The following is a 26,148-nucleotide window of genomic DNA, read 5'->3' as shown; positions in this document are numbered from 1 at the left end:
GATTAGCTCTTTCTTTTCTTAATATCACGATGAATTACTTTAACGTGATATTGATCATTTAACAAATGCTTGGCTGTGCGTTCTGCAATCGCTACGGAACGATGCTGACCACCGGTACAGCCAATCGCAATCGTTACATTGGCCTTGCCCTCGCGCTTATAGCCGGGCAAGCAGTATTCAATCAAATCAATAAATTTATAATAAAAGGTTTGCGTTTCAGGTTGAATCATCACATAATCATAAACTTCATGGTCTTGTCCGGTCTTATCTCTCAATTCATCAATATAATGGGGATTCGGTAAAAAGCGCACATCCATCACGATGTCCGCATCAATCGGCAGACCATATTTAAAACCAAAAGAAACGATATCCACATGAAAGGGTTCAAAACCTTCACTAGCGAAAGATTCCATAATAATGGCTCTGAGTTGGCGAGGGCTCGTTTCTGAGGTGTCTACAATCATCTGGGCACGACTACGAATATCCTTGAGGATTTCGCGTTCCTTGGTAATCCCTTCCAGAATTCGGCCATCCACAGCCAAAGGATGATGACGACGAGATTCTTTGTAACGCGCAACGAGTGCTTGATCGCTCGCTTCAAGAAACAAAATCCGCGTCGTAATCGCCTGAGTATTGTCCATCTTCTTAATCACATTGTCAATCTCATTAAAAAACTCACGTGTCCGCAAATCAATGACCAGAGCAATCTTGGTAATCTTGCCTGATTCTTTCATTAATTCCCAAAAGGTCGGCAGTAAGCTCGGTGGCATATTATCAATACAATAATAACCTAGGTCTTCAAAACTTTGAACAGCCACCGTCTTACCTGCTCCACTCATGCCGGTAATAATAACCAATTCTAAGGTATCTGTCATGATTAGCCTCTCCTTTAATGAATGTATTATATCATAGTTGTCTAAAGGCGATAAGAATTACTCCAAAGCGGGTTGAATGAGTTGACGAGCGACCTCTGCTAAACGCTTTAATTTATTGAGACTCGCAGTTTGATCATCAGCGACGGCTCCCAGATAAATCTTCATCTTCGGCTCGGTGCCACTCGGTCGAAAAGCTAACCATGACCCATCTTCCAATAAGTATTTAAGTACATTGGCTTTAGGTAAACTCAAAGAAGTGGCCCGTCCTTGTGCATCGATAGCTACCCCTTGTAAATAATCATATCGCGTCTCTACTTGCAAATTGGCAAATTTGTGCTGGCTTTGATCTCTTAAAGCTTGCATAAACTTCTCCATCTTTGCTTGGCCCTTCAATCCTGGAAAGGCAACTGAGATAGTTTTTTCATAGTAATAGCCATAGGATTGATAAATCTCTTCCAGAACTTGCAGTAAATTTCTATCTTGTTCCTTATAATAAGCGGCCATTTCACCAATAAAGAGTAGGGCTTGCAAGGCATCTTTGTCGCGAGTAAATGCTCGCAGTAAATAGCCATAACTTTCTTCAAAACCAAAAATAAAATTAGCCGAGTGTTGACGCTCAAATAAATCAATCTTGTCAGCAATATATTTAAAACCGGTTAAGACATTTTGAACCTGAATCCCGTAAGCCTGACCTAAACGATCAGCAAGGTGGGTCGAAACAATCGACTTAACCACAACACTATTGCTGGTAAGTTGACCTTGGCTAGCTTTCTGTTCCAATAGATAATAGAGCATTAAACTCGCAATTTGGTTACCAGTCAGAAAGTGAAATTCTCCCTCATGATCGGCAACCATCAGGCCAAGCCGGTCGGCATCTGGATCCGTCGCTAACAAAATATCAGCGCCATTATCACGACCTAATTGTTCCGCTAAAGTAAAAGCGGCAGGATCTTCCGGATTCGGTAAGCTAACTGTGGGAAAATCACCATCTGGCTGAGTCTGTTCTTCCACGAATTTAACTTGAGAAAAGCCAGCCTGAACCAAAGCCTTCTTAGCTAAATAAGCTCCCGTTCCATGTAAAGGGGTATAGACCAGCTTAAGCTGATCTCCCATCCGTTGTAGCAGATTCTGATCTAAATTAACCGACCTAAGCTGATCTAAATAGGCTTGATCGACTTGGTCGCCGATGATTTCTAAGAGACCTGATGCTATCAACTGATTACGGTCTGCGAGGGAAATCGTTAAGGGATTGTCAATGTTTTGAATAAAGGCCAAAACATCGGCCATGGCTTCTGGAGGCATCTGTCCGCCAAGATGATTATATAATTTATAGCCATTATATTCTGCTGGATTATGACTGGCCGTTATCATAATTCCAGCAAAAGTTTCTAGATACCTAACGGCAAAGGATAAGACAGGGGTTGGCCTTAAGCTTTCATATATATAGGTTTTTATCCCATGATTTCCCAAAACTAAGGCAGCGTGTAGGGCAAAATCTTGAGACTGGTGTCTCGAATCATAAGCAATGACCACCCCTTTTTGTTTAGCTTCTGAGCCCCTGGCTACAATATATTGAGCTAAACCTTCACTCGCTTGACCTACCGTATAAATATTCATCCGGTTAATTCCGGGTCCCATCACGCCGCGCATGCCAGCAGTCCCAAATTCTAATGGCTGAGAAAAGGCCTCTTCTCGTTCTACTAAATCCATTTGACTTAAATCTTGTTTCATCTGCGCATCGAGATTGGGAAACTCTGACCATAACTGAAATGTCTCTTGCCAAGCCATCCTAATATCTTCCCTTCTACAATTCTTCTTGATAGGCTAATGTTTGAATATAATCATAGGCCTTTTGGCCAGCAATACTTCCATCGCCAACCGCTGTTGCTACCTGACGTAGGTTTTTGGCCCGCACATCACCTATGGCATAAATGCCGTCTTGGGCTGTTTGCATCTGATCATCGGTAATAATCCAGCCTTGTTCATCGGTAATGCCTAAGTCTGTGAATAGTTCGCTATTAGGAACCAGTCCGACATAGACAAAAACACCATCAAAGGCTAGGGTAGAGGCTTCATCGGTCTTAACATTGCGAAGTTTAATGCTTTCCACTTGATCTTGACCTTGGATTTCATCGACCACACTGTCCCAAATAAATTTCATTTTAGGATTGGCAAAAGCCCGCTCTTGTAGGATCTTTTGGGCACGCAAGGCATCCCGCCGATGAACTACCGTCACTGAATTAGCAAATTGAGTCAGATAGGTGCCTTCTTCTACGGCAGAGTCGCCACCACCGATTACCATGACATCCTTATCTTTGAAGAAGAAACCATCACAGACTGCACAATATGAGACGCCGCGACCAGCCAACTCTTCCTCACCTGAGACTCCCAGTTTACGATGGGTCGCTCCAGTCGCAATAATTAAGACCGGGGCTTGATATATCTTGTCAGCTAAATAGACTAATTTATTACCATCTTTTATTTCAACCTTATCCACTGCACCATAGACCGTTTCGGCCTTGAAAGCTGAGGCAGATTCAAAGAATTTCATTGCCAATTCAGGTCCCGGAATCTTCCCAAAGCCAGGATAGTTCTCCACGTCAGCTGTATTCATTAATTCACCGCCAGGAACACCCCGTTCAATCATTAGGGTATCTAAGCTAGCCCGTGAAGCATACAAAGCCGCCGTCATGCCTGCTGGTCCAGCACCGATAATGATGACATCTTTTTTTATCATTGTTTGATTTTCTTCCATTTATGTTCTCCTTTATCTTATCCATCGATTAAAAATGATCTAAGCTAGCCTCCTGCTTACCTTCTCGCTCCATTAAGGCGGTTACCGTCTGATCAACATCCGCCCCTTGGTATATTAAGCTATACAAGCCTGCGGTAATTGGCATATCAATCTTTAATTGATTTGAGAGTTCATAAGCAACCTGGCATGTTGAAAATCCTTCTACCACCATATGAACCTCTTGATCAACGGTCTCCCTCTTCTTACCTTGAGCTAATAATACCCCCGCGCGGAAATTCCGTGAATGTTGACTGGTACAAGTAACAATTAAGTCGCCCACGCCACTTAAACCGGCAAAGGTCAGTGGATCGGATCCCATGGCCACGCCTAGACGAGTAATTTCAGCTAAACCGCGTGTAATTAAGGCCGCCCGAGCATTGTCCCCATATTGACGGCCAGCTAATACACCTGATCCAATGGCGATAATATTCTTTAAGGCACCCCCGAGCTCTACTCCTGTTATATCTTGATTAGAGTAAACTCTAAAATACTTATTCATAAAAGTCTCTTGGACCTTTTGAGCTACTTGAAGTGATTCGCTTGCTGCCGTCACCACGGTAATATCATCGCGAGCCACCTCTTCGGCATGAGAAGGCCCTGAAAGTACCGCAATCGGCTGTTCTAGGTATTCACCAAGGACTTGATCTAAGACTTGGCTCATTCTCAAATAAGTCAAGGGTTCAATTCCTTTACTCGCATGGACAATCAGCGGTTGGATTTGCTTGGTTCGAAGAATGGGCAATAAATCCTGTGCAAATCCACGGATAGCTCTGGTCGGTAGAACGATCAATATCATCTCCGCTTGTTCGACCGCCTCCGTTAAGTTAGTAGTCGCCCTTATCTGGGAGTCTAAGATAAGTCCAGGAAGATAAGCTCGATTCGTATGAGTATGATTAATTTCAGCAACGGTCTCAGGATTTCGTCCCCATAAGACGACTTGCTGCTGACTATCATTTAATACCTTGGCCAAGGCAGTCCCCCAAGAACCCGTTCCCATTACAGCCACTTTCATTATTAGCGCCTCCCGTCAATCATAATCGTAAATTTTCTGTGTAATAGCTTTGTCCGTTTTTTCGGCGATATAGGCCGATAACTACGCCAAGGATACATAGGAGAATCGACAGTGCTTGTGAGACTCGAACCGGCCCCCAATATAAACTATCCGTTCGCATGCCTTCAATCAGCGCCCGCCCTAGACCATACCAAACTAAATAAAAGAGGGCCGCTTCTCCTCGTAGCAGAAGCCGGTCACGGTGACGAATACTTATAATCATCATAAAACCAATTAAATTCCAGACCGACTCATAAAGAAACGTGGGATGATGATAGATGCCTGCCACATTCATCTGCTCGATTAACCAGTCAGGTAAGTACAGACGGCTAAGAAATTCGCGCGAAACAGGGCCACCATAGGCTTCCTGATTGACAAAGTTTCCCCAACGACCAATCGCTTGCGCCAGCATCAAAGCTGGCGCGGCTGCATCAAAGACATCAATCAACTGGAGTTGACGGCGTCGACACAGATAAATTAAAGCCAAAGATCCAGCAATGACACCTCCATAAATCGCCATGCCGCCACCACGAATGTTAAATATTTGTAATAAATTCTGGCCATAATAATCCCATCTAAATATGACATAATACACCCTAGCCCCTAGAAAGCCAATCATTATGCCCCAAAAGACAAGATCTAGGATGTCATCTTCTTTCATTCCCATCTTGAAGGCTTCGCGCTTAAATATACGATATGCTAACCAAGCACCCAAACCAATAATCAAGGCGTACCACTGAATTGAGAAATCACCAATTTGAATCGCCGTAGGATTCATCACTAAACTATTCATGGTCGCATCTCCCGATTCTGTTCAATTAGTAAAGACAACCGTTCGTCGAACATTTGTCGCGCATCATGACCTAATTGACTCGCACGGAAATTCATGGCTGCCGACTCGATAATGACTGCTAAATTTCGACCGCTTTTTACTGGGATTCTAATTTTGGGAATATGTACATCTAGAATCGATTCTTGCAAGTGGACATAGCCTAAACGCTCATATTCATGCTTACCGTCGTCATGGGTCAATTCAATAATCAATTCAAGTTGCTTATTGCGCTTAATAGCAGAAACACCAAAGAGGGTCATCACATCGATAATCCCCAATCCACGAATCTCTAATAAATTTTCTAGAATCTCAGGGGCTTCACCGATTAAAGTCAACTCATCCAACTTATATAAATCGACCCGGTCATCCGCAATCAACCGGTGCCCTCGTTGGATAAGCTCTAGCCCTGTTTCAGATTTCCCAACTCCGGAATCACCGACGAGCATGACACCCATCCCATAGACTTCAACAAAGACTCCATGGTGGGAGACGCGCTCGGCGAGTTGACCTCCTAAATAATTGGTCAGCGTAGCGACCACTCGACTGGTCTGAGACTTAGACGAAATAATCGGCACTCCCCGTTCCATGGCAACGGGCACTAAGGCCCGTGGCACCGGCATATCTCGGGCAATGATAATTGCGGGCGTCTCCGGGGTACAAATTAAATCACAGATTGCTTCACGCTCATGACTGGCTCTTGAATTAATAAAGGACATTTCCGTCCGGCCTAAAAGCTGAATCCGTTGATGAGGATAATAAGGTTTATAACCGGTCAGAATTAAGCCCGGTCGTGACACCTCACTCGAGCTCACTTTTCGATCTTTGAATTTTTCACCATAGACTATTTTGAAGTCTAAAGCTTCGACAATATCAGCAATGGTGACAAAACGTTGGTCGCTCATGGTCAACCTCCTTAGCGAGAATTATTTACACTATGATGTTACCACAACATAAAAGCCATAACCATTTATAAAAAAATTAGCAGTTCAGATTCCGTTTATAAAACTATTCACTCCAAACAAAAACGACGTCAATAGATACCTACCAACGTCGTATATATCATTTTTATGCTAAATAGTTAACACGCTCTGTACTATTGTATATAACTTAGCGACGATTTAAAAGTCGCTCCAGTCATCCTCTTGAGTCTTTGGCGTCACATCTTTGCGCTCTTCTCTTTGGTTGGTTGTATTAAAACCTTTGAACAAGGAATCAAAATGATTGGCTCGTCCTCCCTTGACTTGATAATCATAAGGCAAGAGCACACCAAGCATAATGTATAACCAAAAACCAAAAGAATAAGAGAACAATAATAATAAAGCGATAATGCGGACAATGGTCGGATCAATATTAAAATATTCTGCTAACCCTGAACATACTCCCATGATCATTTTATTAGTAGATGATTTATAAAGTCTTTTCTTCATAATAGCCTCCTAATTCTTCATAAGCAGTGCAATTAATGGGTAAGTCAGTAGCCCAGCACCGGTAAAAGCTAAAATAATCGCAATCATTCGAATCAAGGTAGAATCAACCCCAAAATATTCAGCAAGTCCTCCACAAACACCTAATAGTATACGATCATCTTGCGACAATTGAACGGTCTTCATGGTTTTAAACCTCAGCATCTTTCAGATAAATATCGCCTGAAATCACTTTGGCATCAATCGTAACTAATTGGTCTTGACTGTCTAATTGCCGTTGAATTTCTTGACGAGTATGGGAACCGGTCGATTGGACGGTATCCACACTTGTTAAGCGTTGATGAACTGCCCCGGTTGTTGAAGCGGCGATAACCTGTAAATTAACTTGAGCAGGTTGACTAATTTTAATATCGCCGCTGGTCGTTTGGGCTTGAATCTGACTCGTCGTGGCATCTTTTTTACTTATAAAGATACTACCCGCCGAGGTAGAGAAATTAAGATTCTCAGCGTTTCCAGTTAATCTGATATCACCTGAAAGAGTCTTAGCAACGATATCTTGACTGTCCATATCTGTCAATTTAATATCACCATTTAAGTTCATAACATTGACAAGGGACGCGGTTAATCGAGCTAAGTCAAGATCTCCATTTTTATTTTGAATATCGATTTCTTTCGCTTGAATGTCTTCGATCTGACCATCTCCATTAAACAAACTAATTTGGACTTGATTATAGTCTTTTTCAGGAAGTGATAAGGTCAAATCAGCTGATAAACGCGGTGAATTAACTTGGAAAATTAAACAATCTTCATGGGCATCAATCGTTGAATGGTTGGCAAATTCTTCCGCATCATATTTCTCAAAATTACCATGGAAGCGTAATTCTCCTGCCACGATTACTTTATCAGAGGGCGCTTTTTCAACTTTTAATGAGCCATTATTTAGCTTAAATTGGATGTTTTTTAGGTCTTCTCCAGCAAACTCGAAACGATGTTGCAAGGTTTGACTTTTAATCCAAGGCACTTCAAAGGAAAGATTGATATCTTTACGGTCAAAATTCTTGAAGATTTCTTTAAATTGTTGACCAAGGCCTTGGCTAACTTGTTTACCACTGCGAATAGCATCATCTGCTAGCCTAGCCGTAAACCGACTGAAATCATCGGCCTTAGCTTTCAGATATTCTCTGTTTTGTTCGGAAAATGGTTGACTTGATTCATTCATCGTCTGCGCTTTTTGTGCATAAAGTTGACCTAATGAATCTGATAAATTCTTTATGTCTTCTTCTAAGGCTTCTTTCTCCGATAAGAGATCACTCTTCTGAACTTGCATTTCTTCAGTTAAATCATCTAACTCTTCAAAAATTTCTAACTCCCGCAGACGCTGTTGATTAATTAACTGCTTCTCTTTCTTAGCGTCAACTTGAGCCAACAATTCAGCAATCTCTTGGTCAAGTGCTTGGTGATCTGCTTCCTTCATTGTTGGTTCGGCTTGGCGCCAACGTGCTTCTTCAGCAGCCTGGTCTTCTTTAAATTCTTCAGCGTAGTAGTTGGGCTGATCAGTATCTTTTGCCTGGTCTTCAGTCAAAGATTTTTTGAGATAATCAGCAACTTTATGACCAACCTGTGAGCCAGTTTCTAAGACATTATCGACAAATTTGTCAATTTGATCATTTCGAGAATGTTTGTTTAAGGGTTTGTGTAATGGGTCTTCCTTCAATGATGGGTTCTGAGCATCTGAATTACCGACAGCTTCTAATAAGGTTAAGGCTTCTTCAAGGGTAATGACATTTTGACGAACTAACTCCATGATCCGTTCTTTCTCGTTCATAGTAGACCTCCTTTAAATTTCATCCTATATTGTCTACATTCATATTATGCCAAGAAAGGAAGCGAATCTCATAGGCCTTGGGTCTGATTTATTAATCTTTCAGAATATCAACCAGATATTGTCCAGTATAAGATTTAGCAACTTGCGCTACTTCTTCAGGCGTGCCAGTGGCTATGATCTCTCCACCAGCCACCCCACCTTCGGGTCCTAAGTCGATTAAATAATCCGCTGTTTTAATGACATCTAGATTGTGTTCAATAACTACAACCGTATTTCCCGCTTCGACCAACCGATCCAGAACCTTTAATAACTTCTTAATATCATGCGCATGCAGACCAGTGGTAGGCTCATCTAAGATATAGAAAGTATCCCCTGTGGCCACTCTTTGCAGTTCAGAAGCTAATTTCATCCGTTGGGCCTCTCCACCAGAAAGTGTGGTCGCGGACTGACCTAATCGAACATAGCCTAGACCGACATCAATCAATGTTTGTAATTTACGATGGATTTTAGGAATTGCTTCAAAGAATTCCAAGGCTTCATCAATCGTCATATCTAAGACTTGAGAAATATTCTTGCCTTTATATTCAATTTCTAAGGTTTCTGAATTATAGCGGCGGCCATGGCAGACCTCACAAGGTACTTCAATATTTGGTAAGAAGTTCATCTCGATTTCTTTAATTCCAGCTCCTTTACAGGCCTCACAACGTCCTCCCTTGACATTAAAACTAAAACGTCCCTTATCATAACCTCTTTGTTTAGCTCCATTCGTCTTAGCGAACAAATCACGAATATCGTCAAATACTCCGGTGTAGGTGGCTGGATTAGAGCGCGGGGTCCGACCGATTGGGCTTTGGTCAATATCAATGACCTTATCCAAGCCTTCCCAACCGGTAATATCTTTGAATTTTCCGGGTTTCTCTTTCGTTGAAGTAGTCCGTTTTATTAAAGCAATCTTTAAGATGCGATTCACTAAACTTGATTTACCCGATCCTGAAACACCCGTTACGACCGTAAACCTACCCAAAGGGAAAGCTATATCAACATTCTTCAAGTTATTCTCACTGGCTCCGGTAATCTTCACCCAGCCTTGATCTTCACTCCGTCGTTCTTTCGGAACGGGGATTGATAATTTACCCGATAAGTATTGACCTGTTAAGGATTGCTTGTTTCGCATCACCTGTTTAGGGGTTCCTTGCGCGACGATTTCGCCACCCTTCTCACCGGCACCCGGACCAATATCAATAATATAATCCGCGTCCAGCATTGTTTCTTCATCATGCTCAACGACAATTAATGAATTCCCCAGATCACGCATTTGTTTCAAGGAATTAATTAATTTACGATTATCTCGTTGATGAAGACCAATCGAAGGTTCATCTAAGACGTACATTACTCCACTCAGGTTCGATCCAATTTGAGTAGCTAAGCGAATCCGTTGTGCTTCTCCACCAGACAAGGTCCCCGCCATGCGACTCAAGTTTAAGTAATTCAGTCCCACATTATTTAAGAAAGTTAGACGATCATTAATCTCCTTGAGAATCGGTTTAGCAATCATAGCCTTCTCTTCGCCAAATTCCAATTGATCGAAATGCTTCAACGCATCTTCAATTGATAATTCGGACACTTCGGCAATATTCTTGTCACCGACTTTGACCGAGAGTGCCATTGGATTCAACCGTTGCCCTTTACATACTGGACATACCAATTCATGCATATAGTCACGCATCGATTCACGAACATATTCGGAAGAAGTTTGATGATAACGTCGTTCAATATTATTCATAACGCCTTCGAATTTACTGTCGACCGTCTTTTGTCCGCCCCCATGTAAGGGTTTATACGTGAATTTAAAGCGGATTTGCTCTGAACCGTATTTCAGCAAATCTTGTTGGCGTTTTGATAGATCCTTATAAGGAATATCTAACGGTATATTTTGTGAACTGGCGAATTGTTCTAGCATTGAAGAATAATAGGCTGAGTTGTTGGGGCTCCAAGGATGAAAGGCTCCTTCCATTAAAGATAAGGACTCGTCCGGAATAACCAATTCTTCATCCACAGAAAGTTTAAAACCAATTCCATCACAGGCTGGACAAGCTCCATAAGGCGCATTAAACGAGAATAGGCGCGGTTGCAACTCATCAACGGTGAAATCACAGTAGGGACAGGCAAAATGTTCATTAAAGAATAAATCTTCGCCACCGATCACATTTATAATCACATAACCTTGTGAATAATTCAGGGCTACTTCCACTGAATCAAAGACACGACCACGGATGCCTTCTTTCATCACTAGCCGGTCTACAACCACTTCTATTGTGTGTTTCTTAGTCTTGGTCAGCTCAGGCACTTCAGTCACGTCATATATTTCACCATCGACGCGGACCCGAACATAACCATCTTTAATAATCTGTTCAAAAATTTTCTTATGTTGGCCCTTTTGATCACGAATCAGTGGACTTAATATTTGTATCTTCGTCCGTTCAGGGAGGGTCATAATTTGATTAACCATTTGTTCAGGTGATTGCTTTTCAATTGGAATATGGTGGTTAGGACAATAAGGGACGCCAGTTCGCGCATAAAGTAAACGCAGATAATCATTAATCTCAGTTGCTGTCCCGACCGTCGATCGTGGATTATGACTGGTTGTCTTTTGGTCAATCGAAATAGCTGGGGAGAGACCTTCAATGGAATCAACATCCGGCTTATCCATCTGACCTAGGAATTGTCGCGCATAAGCAGATAAGCTCTCAACGTAACGCCGTTGACCTTCGGCATAGAGGGTTTGAAAGGCTAAAGAGGATTTACCTGACCCTGATAGTCCAGTCATCACTACAAGTTTATTTTTAGGAATTTCAATATTTATATTTTTTAGATTGTGGGTTCGGGCCCCACGAACAGTTATTTTGTCATGCATATCCTGTATTCTCCTATAATTATTCGTTACTGCCCCATTATACCATAATCCATGATTTCAGCGAAACATATGTTCGTATGTATATTGGATAAAATTTTCTTTCTTCATCTCATCTGGGAGCTTACAACCAAAAGACCGATATTCTTTGAAAAAGCATGAATGATTTAATTTTTCAATTACAGAATTATATTAAATTAGGCCAAAATAAAAAACCCTCGCCTGAGCAAGGGTTTTGGAGAAAACATTCAAACTTTAATTATTTAACAGCATCTTCCCAAGTAGTGATTTCACCAAGATAGATTTTCTTGATGTTTTCCATTGAAAGGTCTTCAACTTTAGATTCTTTGTTAACGATAACAGCGATACCATCCATAGCGATTGCATCGAAATCTAATTTTTCTTTTTCTTCATCTTTAAGTTCACGTGAAGCCATACCTAAGTCAGCAGTTCCATCTTGAGCAGCTGTCATACCAGCAGAAGAACCGTTAGAAGTAACGTTGATGGTTACGCCAGAGTTTAATTCCATGTATTTTTCAGCTAATTTTTCCATTACAGGAGATACAGAAGTAGAACCAACAACTTCGATTGTTCCTTCTAAACCTTCTTTAGCTTCATAAGCAGGTAGTTCTGCAGCAGCTTCACTTTCTGCTTCGGTTTCTTCTGCTTTAGTTTCTTCTGCAGCTGATTCTGCTTCGGTTTCTTCTGCTTTAGATTCTTCTGCAGCTGATTCTGCTTCAGTTTCTTCAGCCTTAGTTTCTTCTGCAGCTGATTCTTCACCTTCAGCAGCCTTAGGAGTTACTTGGATGTATCCTTCTTCTTCAACAATTGTTTGTCCGTCAGCAGAATGAATGAATGATAAGAAGTCTTTTGTTACTTCAGTCATTTCAGAATCTTTAGACCAAGCTACATTAAATGGACGAGCGATTGGATATTCACCAGCTTTGATAGTGTCAGCACTTGGTTCAACGCCGTCAACTTTAACAGCTTTTACAGAGTCATCTAAAGAACCTAAAGAGATGTAACCAATTGCTTGAGCATCTTGAGCAACGGTTTGCATTACACCGTTAGTTCCGTTTTGGATAGCCGCAGTTTCTACTGTCATGTCGTCGTCATTTTCATTCACAACACCAACGATTTCAACGAAAGCTGAACGAGTTCCTGAACCATCTTCACGAGATACTACGTTAATAGTTCCTTCTTGAGCAAAAACAGGAGCTACAATAGATGCTGCTAAACCGAACACAGACAATAAAGGTAATGTTTTTTTCATTAAAATTCTCCTTTTATAAATGATCTTTAAACATTGCGACAATTCTAATCTCTTGTTTGATAGGCTTTCACTATCAGACACGTCTATTATAACACCCGAATGTAAATTTAATGTAAAGATTAGGTAAAGATTATGTATAGCTATGCTGGTTTTTAATCTCATTCTCATGATTTTCTTTGTCATTTTTCCTAAATGGAAAACATTAAAAAAACCACAAACTCCACTAATCGAAGTTTGTGGTTCTATCATTATAATAATTTTAGTTGTTAATCATTTAGTTCATGCATCTTGCCCGTTGTTAAGTAAAGGATGCGTTCGCAAATATTAGTAGTGTAATCGCCGATTCTTTCAATCGATTTACCTATATTTAAATAGCCAATCCCATAATTAACCACGTCCGGATTATTCCGCATACCTTTAGCTGCTTGATGGAATAATTGTTTTAAGAGTGCATCTACTTCGTCATCGCGCTTAGCAATTTCAGTAACGCCTTCGTCAGACTTATTCATAAAGGCTTGGAGAATATCAGCGAGCATCCCTTGAGCCAGTTCAGCCATTTGATTCAAGGTTTCACGCATTTCTTCTTCACCAGGGTCTTCTCCCTTAGCTCGCTTGACTGATTTAGCAATGGCCGCCGCATGGTCAGCAATTCTTTCAAGATCATTGCTGGCTAACAGAATGGTAAAGATTTTGCGCAAATCATCGGTTACCGGAGCTTGAAGGGCAATCAAACGGTAGGCTTCAGCTTCAATTTCTAGAGACAGATTGTTGATATTCACGTCGTTATCTATAACTTCCTCAGCTAAGACTTTGTCTAGGGTATTGTATGATTGAATGGATTTATGAAACGCTTCATTAGCTATGTTACCTAAATGTACCAGTTTATCGTAGAATTCATTTAATTGGTTATCAAACTGTTCTCTCATTTATGGTGCCTCCTTTTAAAAAATCTAGCGAGAAATATACTTAATTAAATATTATATTAGAAATTAACCGAAGCGTCCAGAAACATAGTCATTGGTCCGTTGGTCGACAGGATGGCTAAATACTGTTTCAGTATCATTAAATTCGATCACTTCACCTGTTAAGAAGAAGGCAGTCTTATCAGAAATCCGAGCCGCTTGTTGCATATTATGTGTTACAATCACGACGGTATATTTCTCTTTCAATTCATGAACCAAGTCTTCAATTTTATTGGTAGAAATTGGGTCTAAAGCTGAAGTAGGTTCGTCCATTAAAAGCACTTCTGGATCATTGGCAATGGCCCGAGCAATACAAATCCGTTGCTGTTGTCCCCCAGAAACAGAAGTCGCATTTTGGTCTAATTTATCTTTGACTTCATCCCAGATAGCGGCGCCTTTTAGACTTTCTTCGACAATATGATCTAATTGAGATTTATCTTTGATACCGTGAGTCCGAGGTCCATAGGCAATGTTGTCATAAATCGATTTAGGGAATGGGTTTGGATGTTGGAAGACCATCCCAACGCGTTTGCGTAAGATATTCACATCATAACCCTTACTATAAATATCTTGACCATCAAGGGTGATTAAGCCATCAACCCGGGCTCCGGAAACCAAGTCTTGCATCCGATTCAAAGTCTTCAAGAAGGTAGATTTCCCACAACCAGATGGGCCGATAAAGGCTGTTACCAAGTGTTCTTCAATATCCATATTAATATTCTTTAAAGCATGGAAGTCTGAATAATAGAAATCTAAATCTTTAATTTGAAATTTAATTTTATTGGTCATATTTATTTTCCTCCACTTGATAATTTACGACTAAGTAACGTAGACAGACTATTAATTAACAAGACGATAAAGATTAATACCGTTGCCGTCGCATAAGCTTCCTTAACGTGGAAACCTTCCGAACTCAAGACATACATGTGCACGGCCAAAGTACGACCTGAACCCATAAAGCCTTTGAACATGTTGGTGGCAGAACCTAAGGTAAAGAGTAAGGCGGCAGATTCACCAACAATCCGACCGATAGCTAAGATAATTCCTGACAGGATGCCGGGCATAGCTACGGGTAATACCACCGTAAAAATGGTTCTAAGTTTCCCAGCACCCAAGCCCAAGCTGGCCATTCGTAGAGAGTCATCCACTGAGCGCAAGGCTTCTTCCGTAGAGGAAATAATAATCGGTAAAATCATGATTGTAATCGTAAAAATCCCTGCTAAGTGAGAATAGCCCCATTTCAATTCAATAACAAAAAGAAGCATCCCGAACAAACCATACACGATAGAAGGAACAGCTGCTAGGGTATCCGTAGCCAAGCGAATAATAGGTAGAAGTTTGCTGTCACGGTCTGCATATTCCACTAAATAGAAAGAGGTAAATACACCCACAGGTGCGGCAATTAATAAAGATAGGAGAATGATAATGATGGTTGAAATAATCGCTGGCATCATCGACACGTTGGAAGTGGTATAATGCCAAGCAAATAATTCAGGTTTTAAGGATGGAATCCCGTTCCAAAAGATAAAACCAACCAAGAATAAGAGCATGGAGATGGTAAAAATAGCTGCAATCCAGACTAGACCTTTAATAATCTTAGCACTCATTAATACTTATCTCCTTTCGACTTCACAACCATAAAGACTGAGTTAATAATCAGGATAAAGACAAAAAGGACAACTGAAGTCGCAATTAAGGACTCTCTATGTCTACCAGCCGCATAAGCCATTTCCAAAACGATATTTGTCGTCAAGGTCCGAGTTCCGTGGTTAAGAGCTTGAGGAATCATCGCTTGGTTCCCTGCTACCAAAATAACCGCCATCGTTTCACCAATCGCTCGACCAATCCCTAGAATAATTGAAGAGAAAATTCCAGAAGTAGCTGCTGGTACAACGACATTCATGACTGAACGTTCGTGAGTAGCTCCCAGACCAATACTCGCATCATAGAATGACTTTGGTACAGCATTCAAACTAGCTTCAGATAAACCAATAATGGTTGGTAGGATCATAATTCCCAATAAAAGTGAAGCTGTAAAGACGTTCATCCCTGTATTGCCTCGTTCAGTAAGATGCAGTGTCTGCATCAAATCGCGAGACCAAGGAACCAATATTAATAGACCAAAGAAACCATAAACGATGGATGGAATAGCTGCCATCAAGTTGATGGCTGGTTTCAACCAACGATATAAAAACTTAGGACAGAAGAAAGCGAGGAAAATAGCTGTTAATACACCAATCGGTACCCCAATAATGATCGCCCCAAAGGTGACCAAGATCGAACCCATAATCATCGGAAAGATTCCAAACTGAGGATTCGAAGCGGTTGGTTTCCAAGAGGTTCCCAAGACGAAGTTGCCTACCCCTTCTTCCAAGATAAAAGGAAGACCTCCCTTAAAAATGAAATAAAAGATGAGGATTATCGAAACAATCGATAATAGCGCACAAACCATGAAGACATATTTCATGAATGTCTCACTAAAATTTCGTTGCATAAACATTCTCCTTAACACATAATAAAATATTCCTGACCATTGCAACTAAATAACTACCACCATTGTACTCCTAAAAGAGCCTTTATATTGTAAAGATTATGTAAAGATTATCATGAATAATTGCTCTTCTATTTACTATCCAGCGGTAAAGTCAGCGAAAACTCAGTCCCTTGATCTGGTTCACTGGCTAATTCTATACTTCCTTCAAGCAAATTGACTAAATTCTTAACGATTGATAAACCTAGACCGGTACCGCCAGAATTTCGACTTCGCCCTTTATCTACTCGATAAAAACGTTCAAAAATTCTTTTTTGATCTTCATAAGGAATGCCAACCCCATTATCCTTTATAGAGAAATAAACATGACTCATATCTTGGTAGACTCGAATTTCAATCTCTTTACCCAGACCCGAATAAGTAATCGCATTATCCAGAAGATTGATCAAAATTTGTTTAATCCGGCCTGAATCGGAATGCATGATAATTTGTGGTTGGCCGTAATAAGTATGAATCTGAATGTTTCTCACCTTCGCCTTAACACTCAAGAATTCAATAATATCTTCTACTGACTGAATCACATCAAAGGCTTCATGATGAAGTGGCTCGGACCTTTTCTCAACCCGTGATAATTCTAAAATATCATGGATTAGTTTTTCCAAACGCACACTCTCATTGGCAATAATCTTAACAAATTTCTCTGCCATTTCAGGTTGTTTTAAGGCCCCATCCTGCAGCGTTTCAGCAAATCCTTTGATCGCCGTCACCGGAGTGCGTAATTCGTGCGACGCATTCGCCACAAATTCACTCCGAATGGTCTCTAATTTAATAATTTTAGAAATATCATATAGCAAGACCAGAACCGACTGGCCCGTCTTTTGAAATTGATTCAGATCATCGAAGGGAATGATATTGACATCGATATATTTCTGTTTCGGCAGGAAAATTTCAATTTCATCATTTAAACCTTTGGATTCTTCAATGACCCGCGAGATCATATCTACCAAAACATAACTTTGAATCGTTGTTTCATAAGTTCGACCGATGGTTGACTGATCAAATTGCAGTAGATTCTGCGCTTCTGGATTAAACAGTTCAATCCGGTGATCAGGGCTAATTAAGACCACACCTAAGTTCAGATGGTCTAATAATATTGAAAGACGCTGTTCACTGGAGACCAAATCCTTCCGACTCTCCACCAACTTATCTTTCAAACTAGTCACCGTGCGGCCAAGATGGTCCACATCTTTAAATTGGGTTCCATAATATTCAAAAGTAAAATCATCTTCCAAGACACGTTGCAAGCCCTCGTCAATTACCCTAATGGGCTTAGCAATATAAACCAGAATGATACGATAGGCTAAATAAAGCAAGAAGAGAAACAAAATAATGATCCCTAACCAGACCGAGGCCGTTCCAACCCGTAAATCATCAAACAAAGCCTTGGGGTAATGTTCAACAAACCAATAATTTCCCGATCCCTGTTTGATTTGATTGGCAATCCAATATCCCGAGGCACTCTTACCATATTCAGAGGTCTCACTTGAAACCCTTAAATTCTGAATAATCGCATCCAACTCATCTGTCTGCTCAAAATTCTGCCAATAAATCTTTAGACGCGGGCTGGGTCGGATCAAGGCTAATTTAGTCCCTGAAGTATAGAGGGATTGAATTTCTTTAATATCATGTTGATCAAGTGTATCTATATCAATCTCTTGAATAAAACTGGAGAACGCGTTACTTTGGGTAACCATAACTTGACTAATTAAGCGGTTAATTTGAAAATTTAAAAAAACAGCCACTAAAACTATAAAAGGTAAAAATAGTAATATAAGCTGTTTTATCCGTAATCTTTTATTTTCTGAATGCTGATAAATCATTCTTCAGGTACCTCAAATTTATAACCAAATCCACGTACGGTCTTAATATATTCAGGCCTTTTAGAATCGGTCTCAATTTTCTCACGCAAATGGCTAATATGAACATCCACTATCCGAGTCTCACCTTCGTAGTCAAAGTCCCAAACGCTATTCAATAATTGTTCACGGCTTAGCACCCGTCCCTTGCGTAGAGCCATATAAACTAATAAGTCGAATTCCTTTGGCGTAATATCAATGGACTTGTTATCGACCAAGACTTCATAATGATTGGTATTAATTTCGATTTTCCCAATACGAATGGTTTTGGAATCGTCCTCGTTCTTTAAGACTTGAACCGATTGGTCATTCATCAAAGTGAAGTCTAAATCACTCCAGAGAAAATTACCCGACTTATTTAATTCAGTTTGTTTTTCCTGGTGAATCTGCTGCTGAGTTTCAGTTCGGCGAAAGATCGCCTTAATCCGCGCTACCACTTCACGAGGGCTAAATGGCTTGGTCATATAGTCATCCGCACCCAGTTCTAGACCAATAATCTTATCGTATTCGTCGGTTTTAGCCGTCAACATAAGAATGGGTGTACTAATCCCTTCTTTACGAACACGACGGCAGACATCAATGCCATCCATCCCGGGCAACATAATATCTAAAATAATAAAATCATAGTTTTTTTCTTTAATAATGCGGTAGGCTTCTTCGCCATCAGTCGCTTTGTCGACCCGATAGCCGGCCTGATTCAGATTATATTCCAACAACGTCAGGATATTCTCCTCGTCGTCAACGATTAGAATCTCTTTCATTCCTTTACCCCCAAAACTTTTCGCTCATTCTTTATCTTATCAAAGTTACTCTAAAATAGCATCTGTCTTAATCATAATTTTACTTAATTAATGATCTCCCCATTTAAAAAGACGAAGAATTCCTTTCGCTAAGCAAGGCTTCTTCGTCTAATTATCTATTGTTTTAAATATTGGCGGATGGAACGTCGAGCTCCGACAACTCCGAAAATCATACCAGAAAGGACAAGAACCGCACCAACATAGACTAGCAAGGGCCAACTTGGAGAGAAACGAATAATACGTACCCCAATAATTTCAACCGAAGCCCGTTGCAAACCTTCATAGGCAGCGTAAAGAATTGAAGAGGCCAAAATTCCCCCAATCAACCCAATAAACATACCTTCATAAGCAAACGGTGAACGGATGTAAGAATTCTTGGCGCCGACCAAGCGCATGATTTGAATTTCAGTTTGGCGAGCGTTGATCGTCATCTTAATCGTATTCGACACTAAGCTGATAGCCACAACCACCAAAATCGCTGCTAAGAGGGCCAAGACAATCCGGATGATCTCGATTGTCTTTAAAAGATTCTGGGTATCGATGGCGCCATATTTGACTTCAGTAGCATTGGCTAGCTTGCTAATTTCCTGCGTAACTTGGTCCAAATAATCCGTATTATCTACGTCGACCACAAATACATTATAGAAAGGATTGGCGTCACCTTCGAATAACTCGAACTCGGACCCATAGTTCTCAACCACATCGGCGAGTTCCTCATCTTTTGTTCGATAAGTTACCTTGTCAACATGGTCAATGGCTAGAATTTCTTCCTTAAGCTTGGTCTCTTCTTCTTTAGTCGCAGCAATATCGATATGAACCCGGATTTTAACTCCTTGCTCGATATCTTGGATCACATTATCAACATTATCCATAAAAATCAGTAAAGATCCGACCATAAATAAGGTCAAAACCATGGTCAAGATAGTGGCCGTGGTCATCCAACCGTTTCGAAACAGATTTCGAAAGCCATTACGGATATGACGCCAAAAATCTCTAATCATTCTCATGGTATTCCCCCTTAAATTGATCGCGAATAATCTTGCCTTGATTGATTCGAATCACTCGGTGTTTAAAGGTATTGACTAATTGCTCATTATGGGTCCCCATGATGACTGTCGTTCCATTTCGATTAATCTGCTCTAACAAAAGGAAGATGTCTTTGGCATTCTCTGGGTCCAAATTTCCCGTCGGTTCATCAGCCACTAGGATGCTTGGTCGATTGGCAATTGCCCGAGCAATCGCCACCCGTTGTTGCTCCCCACCTGATAATTCATCCGGATATTGTTGAACTTTGTGACGGAGTCCAACCAATTCCAGCACCTCATTTACCCGACTTGTGATTTCTTTCCGGCTTTTACCCGTCACTTCAAGGGCATAAGCTACATTCTCAGCAACGGTAAGTCGCGGTAACAATTTGAAATCTTGAAAAATCACACTAACATAACGGCGCAGATAAGGAAGATCCTTCGCCTTTAACCGATCCATATGATATTTGCCTACCGTTAATTGACCTGAGCTAATGACTTCTTCCCGATTTAATAATTTCATAAAAGTCGATTTCCCTGAACCACTGGGACCAATCAGATAGACAAATTCTCCTTGTTCAATCCTTAATGTAACATTATTGACGGCAATAATTCCATTATCATATTGCTTACTAACATTTGTCATTTGAATCATGATGACACCTCATTTCCTAAATCTAATTCAATGGTTTTAATAAACTCCCTAAGATTCCTGTTGATCGGTGTGAACTGACCAACGAAGATAGGCATCCATAAAAGGATCCAAGTCGCCATCAATCACGGCCTGGCTGTTACCAACCTCATAGTCGGTCCGGTGGTCTTTAACCATCGAATAAGGATGGAAAACATAGGAACGAATTTGTGAGCCCCAACCTATTTCTTTCTGTTCTCCGCGAATTTCTCGCAGCTTAGCTTCTTGTTCTTCAACTTGTTTCTGGTACAATTTTGCTTTTAAGAGTTGCATGGCTGTATCCCGGTTCTGGAATTGAGAACGTTGAGATTGACTTTGGGTTACAATTCCGGTCGGTATATGGGTAATACGGACAGCTGAGGAAGTTTTATTAATATGCTGACCTCCGGCTCCACTGGCTCGGTAGGTGTCTACCCGCAAATCATCTGGATTAATTTCAACTTCAATACTTTCATCCAATTCCGGCATCACCTCGACCGAGGCGAAAGAGGTGTGGCGGCGACTATTAGAATCAAACGGCGAAATCCGCACTAACCGGTGAATGCCCTTTTCAGATTTAAGGTAACCATAGGCATTCAAGCCACGAATCGCAAGGGTTACACTCTTAATCCCCGCTTCGTCACCATCTTGATAATCTAGCACTTCGACAGAATAATCCTTCTTCTCCGCCCAACGTTGATACATTCGTAATAAGATGCTGCCCCAATCTTGGGATTCTGTTCCACCAGCGCCTGGATGAATCTCTAAGATAGCATTCAAACGGTCGTGGGGTTGGGATAGTAGCAAGGATAATTCATAGGATTCCATGGCCTTTACTAAGTTCTGACAGAGCTGCTCCGCTTCTTTCATCAGTTCTTCATCCTGACTGGTTTCCAATAAATCAATGGCCAAAGATAATTCCTCCAGGTGATTTTGTAGATCTTGAAGTTGCTGATAGGTTCCTTTGACTTCATTGGCTTGCTTCATCGTCGCTTGTGCTTGTTCAGCATCCTGCCAGAAATCGGCTTGGGCCATCTGATAATCATAATTAGCAATTTCTTCTTCTAGGGCTTCGAGGTCAAAGAGACCCCCTTAAATTATTAAATTTATCTTGATGATTCTCTAGTATTTGTTTCATTTCATATAGTTCCATCGATTTACTCCTTAATAAAGATGAACGAATAACCTCTTAAGATTTCCAGGTTATTCGTTCAGTAATTCATTCTATGCGCGACTTGGCCCAGCAACTTGTTCCCGTTCAACATTCTGACGAACTTGAGCCTTCATGACAAAGCGGGTCACATCGAATTCAATCGCTGAGATCATTTCTTCGAACCGTTCGTAGCCTTCGGTTTGATATTCGGTTAAGGGATTGGTCTGAGCATAAGCTCGAAGTCCCACACCTTGGCGTAAGTGATCCATGGCATCAATATGATCGGTCCACTTAGAGTCGACCACCTTAAGAATAATCACTTTCTCAAATTCTAAGACTTGTTCTGGCCCATAAAGTTGACTCAACTTCTCATCGTATAACTTTTCAGTCAAACCATAAATATAAGAAATCATTTCCTTCTCTGATTTATTGGCCAAATCTTCTACGGAAATATCATCTTCACTCATCAGATTTGCATGAGCAAAATTGATAATCTCTTCTAAATTGGCAGTGCGTTTATCTTCATCGATTGCCAAGGCTACTTGTCTTTCAATCGTTCGATGCATCATTGCCTTCACGTAAGGGGTTAAACTTTCTTCTGCATTAATAACATCAAGGCGTTGCTTATAGATTACTTCCCGTTGCTCACGCATGACCTCATCGTACTCCAATACGTTCTTACGAGTGTCATAGTTATTCCCTTCAACTCGCTTCTGAGCAGATTCAACTTGACGACTGAGCATTTTACTTTGAATCGCCATATCATTGGCTTCGTCATCATCAGCATTCAATTTCTCCCAGATTGCTTTGATTCGATCTGAACCAAAACGGCGCATTAAGTCGTCTTCTAAAGACAAGTAGAATTGTGAAGCGCCTGGGTCACCTTGGCGACCAGAACGTCCCCGTAATTGATCATCAATCCGACGTGATTCGTGACGTTCAGTCCCAATCACACACAGGCCGCCCACTTCTTTAACACCGCTACCTAACTTGATATCGGTACCCCGACCAGCCATATTGGTCGCAATCGTGACTGCACCTTTTTGACCAGCCTGCATGACAATTTCAGCTTCCTTGAAGTGGTTCTTGGCATTTAAGACTTCGTGAGGAATCCCTGCGCGGGTTAAGAGCTTAGATAGATATTCAGAGGTTTCAACGGCAACCGTTCCGACTAAGATTGGTTGACCTTTGTCATGACGTTCTTTAATTTCTTCAACAACGGCGTTGAATTTAGAACGCAGGTTTGGATATAACAAATCTGCTTGGTCATCGCGAATAACTGGACGGTTGGTCGGAACTTGCACAACATTCATATTATAAATTTCACGGAATTCTTCCTCTTCAGTCTTAGCCGTCCCGGTCATTCCTGAAAGTTTCTCATACATACGGAAATAATTTTGGAAAGTAATCGTCGCCATGGTCTTAGATTCGTTCTCAATTTGAACATTTTCTTTAGCTTCGATTGCTTGGTGCAATCCATCAGAATAGCGTCGACCTTCCATAATCCGTCCGGTAAAGGAGTCAACAATCTTAACTTGCCCTTCATCCACCACATAATCAATATCTTTCAACATGATATAATTGGCCCGTAAAGATTGATCAATATGGTGAACCAGAGCAGTATTGTCGACATCATAAAGGTTATCTAGGCGAAAGACAGATTCAGCCTTGTCGACACCGACATCGGTTAAGGCAATCGATTTAGAAGTCAAATCGATGGTATAGTCCTCTTCTTCACGTAACCCTTTAACAAAGTAATCGGCACGATTATATAAAGCAGTAGATTTACCTGCTTGACCAGAAATAATTAAAGGTGTCCGTGCTTCATCAATCAGAATGGAGTCAACCTCATCGACGACAGCAAAATAAAGGGGACGTTGAACCATTTGTTCCTTATATACCACCATGTTATCCCGCAAATAATCGAAACCGAGTTCGTTATTGGTTGAGTAAGTAATATCACAATTGTAGGCTTCCCGTTTTTGCGACGAATTCATACTATTTAAATTCAAACCTACCGTCAAGCCAAGGAAGCGATAAACCTCACCCATCTCTTGAGAGTCCCGAGTCGCCAAATAATCATTGACGGTAACCACATGAACCCCTTTACCCGCCAAAGCATTTAAATAAACTGGCATGGTTTCGGTCAGGGTCTTACCTTCCCCAGTCTTCATTTCAGCAATGTTCCCACCATGTAGGACAATTCCACCTTGAATTTGGACCTTATAAGGGAACAAGCCGAGAACACGCCGAGCAGCTTCCCGTACCACGGCGAACGCTTCTTCAAGAATATCCTCTAAAGTTTCACCTTTGGCTAGACGTTGACGAAAGAGAACCGTTTGTTCACGCAATTGCTCATCAGTCATATCGCGATAACGTTCTTCCATTGCCATAATCCGATCAGCCATTTTTCCGGTTCTTCGGAGTTCGGCTTTATCATTTTCTATTAAATTCTTCAAAAAATTGGCCATTATTATACCCCTTTTAATTATCTTTACAGATACATATATCACTTATAATATAATATGCAAAGTATCACTCATACAGTTTATCATGGACGGCAAGCAAATAAAAGCATATTTGTTCTTATTTACGGTCCTAGTGTGGTCTTCTTGTTCCCCTCATTCAAAAAATAAAGATTGAATCGTCGTCACCGAGAAATTAAGATATGCATTTTCTGATGAGAAACGATAAAATAGATGCAGAAAGGATGAGCCGATGAATTCCCAATTAAATCTGAATCAAATTCATTCAAAAATTCTTGAATGGTTGTCTCATAGCCGAGAAAAAATATTAAATTTCAATCAATTCTCAATCGATACTAAATCTAACGACAAAGACTTGGTTACAACGGTAGATAAAACAATAGAAGCTGATTTCAAAGATTTCATTCAAAATAACTTCCCCGACCATCAAATCCTTGGCGAAGAAAGCTATGCCAGCTTTGAGGCAAACGACAGCCCCTTCCTCTGGGTGATTGATCCCATTGACGGCACCGCCAATTTCGTAAAAATGCGCCAAGACTATTGTGTCATGCTTGCTTTCTTTATCAAGCAAGAGCCTCAGCTTTCTTACATCTATGATATTTATAACAATCATCTCTACTATGCCATTAAAGGGCAGGGTGTTTTCCACAATGACCGAACCTTAGCAAAACCTCAGCTTTGTTCGATTGAAGAAAGCTTTGTCTCAATTGACCGTTTGAGAACTGATGACTCTTCACTGCTTCACAAGATTGATCAAGGAGCTTTCGATTTACGTTATCTTGGTTGTAGCGGTCTGGATGGTGCCCGAGTCTTAGAAGGTAAATTTGCTGCCTTTGTTAACCCTAAAGGGGGTCCATGGGATTATGCTCCTTTTATCTTAATGGCCCAAGAGCTAGACCTTAAGTTATGCGCCTGGTCTGGTGAAAGATTAGATTTATCAGGCTACAGTGATTTCTTCCTAGGCCGACCAGAAGTCTATCAAGAATTGTTTAACTAACTCGCACATTCAAAAACCACCCGCGAATCAAGCTTCTTAGGCAAATTCACGGGTGGTTATTATATTCAATAAAACTTTAAATTATAGAGTTGCTGTTTCGATTAAACCATAACGTCCATCATTGCGACGATATACAATATTGGTTTCATTGGTTTCCGCATCGGTATAAATAAAGAAGTCATGGCCTAGCATGTTCATCTGAAGGACTGCTTCTTCACTATCCATCGGTTTTAGACTAATCCGTTTAGAACGTACGATTTCAAGTTCAGGTTCGGCATGCTTTTCAGCTTTATGATCTGACTCATCGGCCGGAAGATCAGCAATGCCATCAAATCCACGTTCTCTGGATTTACGATTAATTTTAGTTTTGTATTTTCTTACTTGTCTTTCTAATTTATCAACCACGAAGTCGATACTCTTATATAAATCATCCGTTGTTTCTTCAGCACGGAGCACTAGGAAAGATAATGGAATAGTTACTTCCGCTTTCGCAGTCTTATCTGGATAAACTTTGAGATTCACATAGGCTGTCGCATCAGGGGTATCTGAAAAGAATTTATCAAGTTTTGCTACTTTCTTTTCAGCATATTCTCGAATCGCTTGAGTGACCTCAATATTTTCACCGCGCACATTATAGTTAAACATACGAATCCCTCTCTTCCG

At 40.8% G+C, this 26,148-nt stretch carries 23 protein-coding genes; 1 reads left to right on the top strand and 22 read right to left on the bottom strand.

The genetic code is table 11. From position 1 onward, the window contains the following. Positions 1 to 2 precede the first annotated feature (2 nt). The 21 genes from rapZ to secA form a co-directional block, all read right to left on the bottom strand. Complete coding sequence (rapZ, locus tag M0R79_RS00655; RefSeq protein WP_092571663.1) at positions 3 to 875, bottom strand: RNase adapter RapZ; 873 nt, start codon at positions 873 to 875, stop codon at positions 3 to 5. A 57-nt stretch (positions 876 to 932) separates the two neighbouring features. After that, a complete protein-coding gene (locus M0R79_RS00650; RefSeq protein ID WP_092571665.1) occupies positions 933 to 2,663 on the bottom strand; it encodes a phospho-sugar mutase in 1,731 nt (576 codons plus the stop codon). Positions 2,664 to 2,679: 16 nt separating this feature from the next. Further along, positions 2,680 to 3,630: a thioredoxin-disulfide reductase gene (trxB, locus tag M0R79_RS00645; protein WP_092571668.1), complete on the bottom strand. Its 951-nt coding sequence runs from the start codon at positions 3,628 to 3,630 to the stop codon at positions 2,680 to 2,682. A gap of 28 nt (positions 3,631 to 3,658) precedes the next feature. Further along, the gene (locus M0R79_RS00640; protein WP_092571670.1) at positions 3,659 to 4,681 is read right to left on the bottom strand and encodes an NAD(P)H-dependent glycerol-3-phosphate dehydrogenase; all 1,023 of its coding nucleotides are present in this window, start codon (positions 4,679 to 4,681) and stop codon (positions 3,659 to 3,661) included. A gap of 19 nt (positions 4,682 to 4,700) precedes the next feature. Beyond that, positions 4,701 to 5,513, bottom strand: coding sequence for a prolipoprotein diacylglyceryl transferase (gene lgt, locus M0R79_RS00635; RefSeq protein WP_092571672.1), 813 nt, complete (start codon positions 5,511 to 5,513; stop codon positions 4,701 to 4,703). Continuing rightward, positions 5,510 to 6,454 carry an HPr(Ser) kinase/phosphatase gene (gene hprK / locus M0R79_RS00630; protein ID WP_248416846.1) on the bottom strand — a complete coding sequence of 315 codons (945 nt, stop codon included), beginning with the start codon at positions 6,452 to 6,454 and terminating at the stop codon, positions 5,510 to 5,512. Before hprK ends, lgt begins: the two co-directional genes overlap by 4 nt. 216 nt (positions 6,455 to 6,670) lie before the next feature. After that, positions 6,671 to 6,979 (bottom strand): PspC domain-containing protein, encoded by a 309-nt coding sequence (locus tag M0R79_RS00625; RefSeq protein ID WP_092571676.1) that lies wholly within the window; start codon positions 6,977 to 6,979, stop codon positions 6,671 to 6,673. Between the two features lie 9 nt (positions 6,980 to 6,988). Further along, positions 6,989 to 7,162, bottom strand: a complete 174-nt coding sequence (locus M0R79_RS00620) for a PspC domain-containing protein (protein ID WP_092571678.1) — start codon at positions 7,160 to 7,162, stop codon at positions 6,989 to 6,991. A 4-nt stretch (positions 7,163 to 7,166) separates the two neighbouring features. After that, complete coding sequence (locus tag M0R79_RS00615) at positions 7,167 to 8,801, bottom strand: DUF4097 family beta strand repeat-containing protein (protein ID WP_248416847.1); 1,635 nt, start codon at positions 8,799 to 8,801, stop codon at positions 7,167 to 7,169. A 91-nt stretch (positions 8,802 to 8,892) separates the two neighbouring features. Continuing rightward, entirely contained in the window at positions 8,893 to 11,715 is a 2,823-nt protein-coding gene (uvrA, locus tag M0R79_RS00610; protein WP_248416848.1) for an excinuclease ABC subunit UvrA, read from the bottom strand. 256 nt (positions 11,716 to 11,971) lie between these two features. After that, the gene (locus M0R79_RS00605; RefSeq protein WP_248416849.1) at positions 11,972 to 12,985 is read right to left on the bottom strand and encodes a substrate-binding domain-containing protein; all 1,014 of its coding nucleotides are present in this window, start codon (positions 12,983 to 12,985) and stop codon (positions 11,972 to 11,974) included. A gap of 266 nt (positions 12,986 to 13,251) precedes the next feature. Further along, on the bottom strand, positions 13,252 to 13,911 hold the full coding sequence (gene phoU / locus M0R79_RS00600; RefSeq protein ID WP_248416850.1) for a phosphate signaling complex protein PhoU: 660 nt from the start codon (positions 13,909 to 13,911) through the stop codon (positions 13,252 to 13,254). Positions 13,912 to 13,974: 63 nt separating this feature from the next. Further along, the gene (gene pstB / locus M0R79_RS00595) at positions 13,975 to 14,736 is read right to left on the bottom strand and encodes a phosphate ABC transporter ATP-binding protein PstB (protein WP_092571689.1); all 762 of its coding nucleotides are present in this window, start codon (positions 14,734 to 14,736) and stop codon (positions 13,975 to 13,977) included. 2 nt (positions 14,737 to 14,738) lie between these two features. Beyond that, positions 14,739 to 15,554: a phosphate ABC transporter permease PstA gene (gene pstA, locus M0R79_RS00590; protein WP_092571691.1), complete on the bottom strand. Its 816-nt coding sequence runs from the start codon at positions 15,552 to 15,554 to the stop codon at positions 14,739 to 14,741. Next, positions 15,554 to 16,441, bottom strand: a complete 888-nt coding sequence (gene pstC, locus M0R79_RS00585; protein ID WP_092571693.1) for a phosphate ABC transporter permease subunit PstC — start codon at positions 16,439 to 16,441, stop codon at positions 15,554 to 15,556. Before pstC ends, pstA begins: the two co-directional genes overlap by 1 nt. 128 nt (positions 16,442 to 16,569) lie before the next feature. Then, the gene (gene pnpS / locus M0R79_RS00580; RefSeq protein WP_259560671.1) at positions 16,570 to 18,240 is read right to left on the bottom strand and encodes a two-component system histidine kinase PnpS; all 1,671 of its coding nucleotides are present in this window, start codon (positions 18,238 to 18,240) and stop codon (positions 16,570 to 16,572) included. A gap of 74 nt (positions 18,241 to 18,314) precedes the next feature. After that, a complete protein-coding gene (locus M0R79_RS00575; RefSeq protein ID WP_248416852.1) occupies positions 18,315 to 19,115 on the bottom strand; it encodes a response regulator transcription factor in 801 nt (266 codons plus the stop codon). A 155-nt stretch (positions 19,116 to 19,270) separates the two neighbouring features. After that, positions 19,271 to 20,161, bottom strand: coding sequence for a permease-like cell division protein FtsX (ftsX, locus tag M0R79_RS00570; protein WP_248416853.1), 891 nt, complete (start codon positions 20,159 to 20,161; stop codon positions 19,271 to 19,273). Continuing rightward, positions 20,148 to 20,834, bottom strand: coding sequence for a cell division ATP-binding protein FtsE (ftsE, locus tag M0R79_RS00565; protein WP_248416854.1), 687 nt, complete (start codon positions 20,832 to 20,834; stop codon positions 20,148 to 20,150). The genes ftsX and ftsE overlap by 14 nt, the downstream gene beginning before the upstream one ends. 48 nt (positions 20,835 to 20,882) lie before the next feature. Next, a protein-coding gene (prfB, locus tag M0R79_RS00560) for a peptide chain release factor 2 (RefSeq protein WP_248416855.1) occupies positions 20,883 to 22,002 on the bottom strand; the annotation gives its coding sequence in 2 pieces (ribosomal slippage) (positions 20,883 to 21,929 and positions 21,931 to 22,002; 1,119 coding nt in all). A gap of 71 nt (positions 22,003 to 22,073) precedes the next feature. Continuing rightward, positions 22,074 to 24,473 (bottom strand): preprotein translocase subunit SecA, encoded by a 2,400-nt coding sequence (gene secA / locus M0R79_RS00555; RefSeq protein WP_248416856.1) that lies wholly within the window; start codon positions 24,471 to 24,473, stop codon positions 22,074 to 22,076. Positions 24,474 to 24,720: 247 nt separating this feature from the next. Between secA and M0R79_RS00550 the strand changes: the two genes are divergently transcribed. Next, complete coding sequence (locus M0R79_RS00550) at positions 24,721 to 25,485, top strand: inositol monophosphatase family protein (RefSeq protein WP_248416857.1); 765 nt, start codon at positions 24,721 to 24,723, stop codon at positions 25,483 to 25,485. Between the two features lie 81 nt (positions 25,486 to 25,566). On the opposite strand, the gene hpf is transcribed toward M0R79_RS00550, so the two are convergent. Further along, positions 25,567 to 26,130 (bottom strand): ribosome hibernation-promoting factor, HPF/YfiA family, encoded by a 564-nt coding sequence (gene hpf / locus M0R79_RS00545; RefSeq protein ID WP_092571709.1) that lies wholly within the window; start codon positions 26,128 to 26,130, stop codon positions 25,567 to 25,569. Positions 26,131 to 26,148 lie beyond the last annotated feature (18 nt).

Origin of the sequence: Ignavigranum ruoffiae, from assembly GCF_023195815.2 — a bacterium.
GTDB lineage: Bacteria > Bacillota > Bacilli > Lactobacillales > Aerococcaceae > Ignavigranum > Ignavigranum ruoffiae.
This window is presented reverse-complemented; position numbering and strand designations above follow the sequence as displayed.

Excerpts from the sequence above, each read along its gene's own strand:
- pstC (WP_092571693.1), bottom strand. The coding sequence starts at position 16,441 with ATGCAACGAAATTTTAGTGAGACATTCATGAAATATGTCTTCATGGTT.
- M0R79_RS00575 (WP_248416852.1), bottom strand. The coding sequence starts at position 19,115 with ATGAAAGAGATTCTAATCGTTGACGACGAGGAGAATATCCTGACGTTG.
- hpf (WP_092571709.1), bottom strand. The coding sequence starts at position 26,130 with ATGTTTAACTATAATGTGCGCGGTGAAAATATTGAGGTCACTCAAGCG.
- M0R79_RS00605 (WP_248416849.1), bottom strand. The coding sequence starts at position 12,985 with ATGAAAAAAACATTACCTTTATTGTCTGTGTTCGGTTTAGCAGCATCT.
- M0R79_RS00625 (WP_092571676.1), bottom strand. The coding sequence starts at position 6,979 with ATGAAGAAAAGACTTTATAAATCATCTACTAATAAAATGATCATGGGA.
- secA (WP_248416856.1), bottom strand. The coding sequence starts at position 24,473 with ATGGCCAATTTTTTGAAGAATTTAATAGAAAATGATAAAGCCGAACTC.
- pstB (WP_092571689.1), bottom strand. The coding sequence starts at position 14,736 with ATGACCAATAAAATTAAATTTCAAATTAAAGATTTAGATTTCTATTAT.
- M0R79_RS00640 (WP_092571670.1), bottom strand. The coding sequence starts at position 4,681 with ATGAAAGTGGCTGTAATGGGAACGGGTTCTTGGGGGACTGCCTTGGCC.
- M0R79_RS00650 (WP_092571665.1), bottom strand. The coding sequence starts at position 2,663 with ATGGCTTGGCAAGAGACATTTCAGTTATGGTCAGAGTTTCCCAATCTC.
- lgt (WP_092571672.1), bottom strand. The coding sequence starts at position 5,513 with ATGAATAGTTTAGTGATGAATCCTACGGCGATTCAAATTGGTGATTTC.
- uvrA (WP_248416848.1), bottom strand. The coding sequence starts at position 11,715 with ATGCATGACAAAATAACTGTTCGTGGGGCCCGAACCCACAATCTAAAA.
- M0R79_RS00550 (WP_248416857.1), top strand. The coding sequence starts at position 24,721 with ATGAATTCCCAATTAAATCTGAATCAAATTCATTCAAAAATTCTTGAA.
- phoU (WP_248416850.1), bottom strand. The coding sequence starts at position 13,911 with ATGAGAGAACAGTTTGATAACCAATTAAATGAATTCTACGATAAACTG.
- M0R79_RS00615 (WP_248416847.1), bottom strand. The coding sequence starts at position 8,801 with ATGAACGAGAAAGAACGGATCATGGAGTTAGTTCGTCAAAATGTCATT.
- M0R79_RS00620 (WP_092571678.1), bottom strand. The coding sequence starts at position 7,162 with ATGAAGACCGTTCAATTGTCGCAAGATGATCGTATACTATTAGGTGTT.
- hprK (WP_248416846.1), bottom strand. The coding sequence starts at position 6,454 with ATGAGCGACCAACGTTTTGTCACCATTGCTGATATTGTCGAAGCTTTA.
- pstA (WP_092571691.1), bottom strand. The coding sequence starts at position 15,554 with ATGAGTGCTAAGATTATTAAAGGTCTAGTCTGGATTGCAGCTATTTTT.
- trxB (WP_092571668.1), bottom strand. The coding sequence starts at position 3,630 with ATGGAAGAAAATCAAACAATGATAAAAAAAGATGTCATCATTATCGGT.
- ftsX (WP_248416853.1), bottom strand. The coding sequence starts at position 20,161 with ATGAGAATGATTAGAGATTTTTGGCGTCATATCCGTAATGGCTTTCGA.
- rapZ (WP_092571663.1), bottom strand. The coding sequence starts at position 875 with ATGACAGATACCTTAGAATTGGTTATTATTACCGGCATGAGTGGAGCA.
- ftsE (WP_248416854.1), bottom strand. The coding sequence starts at position 20,834 with ATGATTCAAATGACAAATGTTAGTAAGCAATATGATAATGGAATTATT.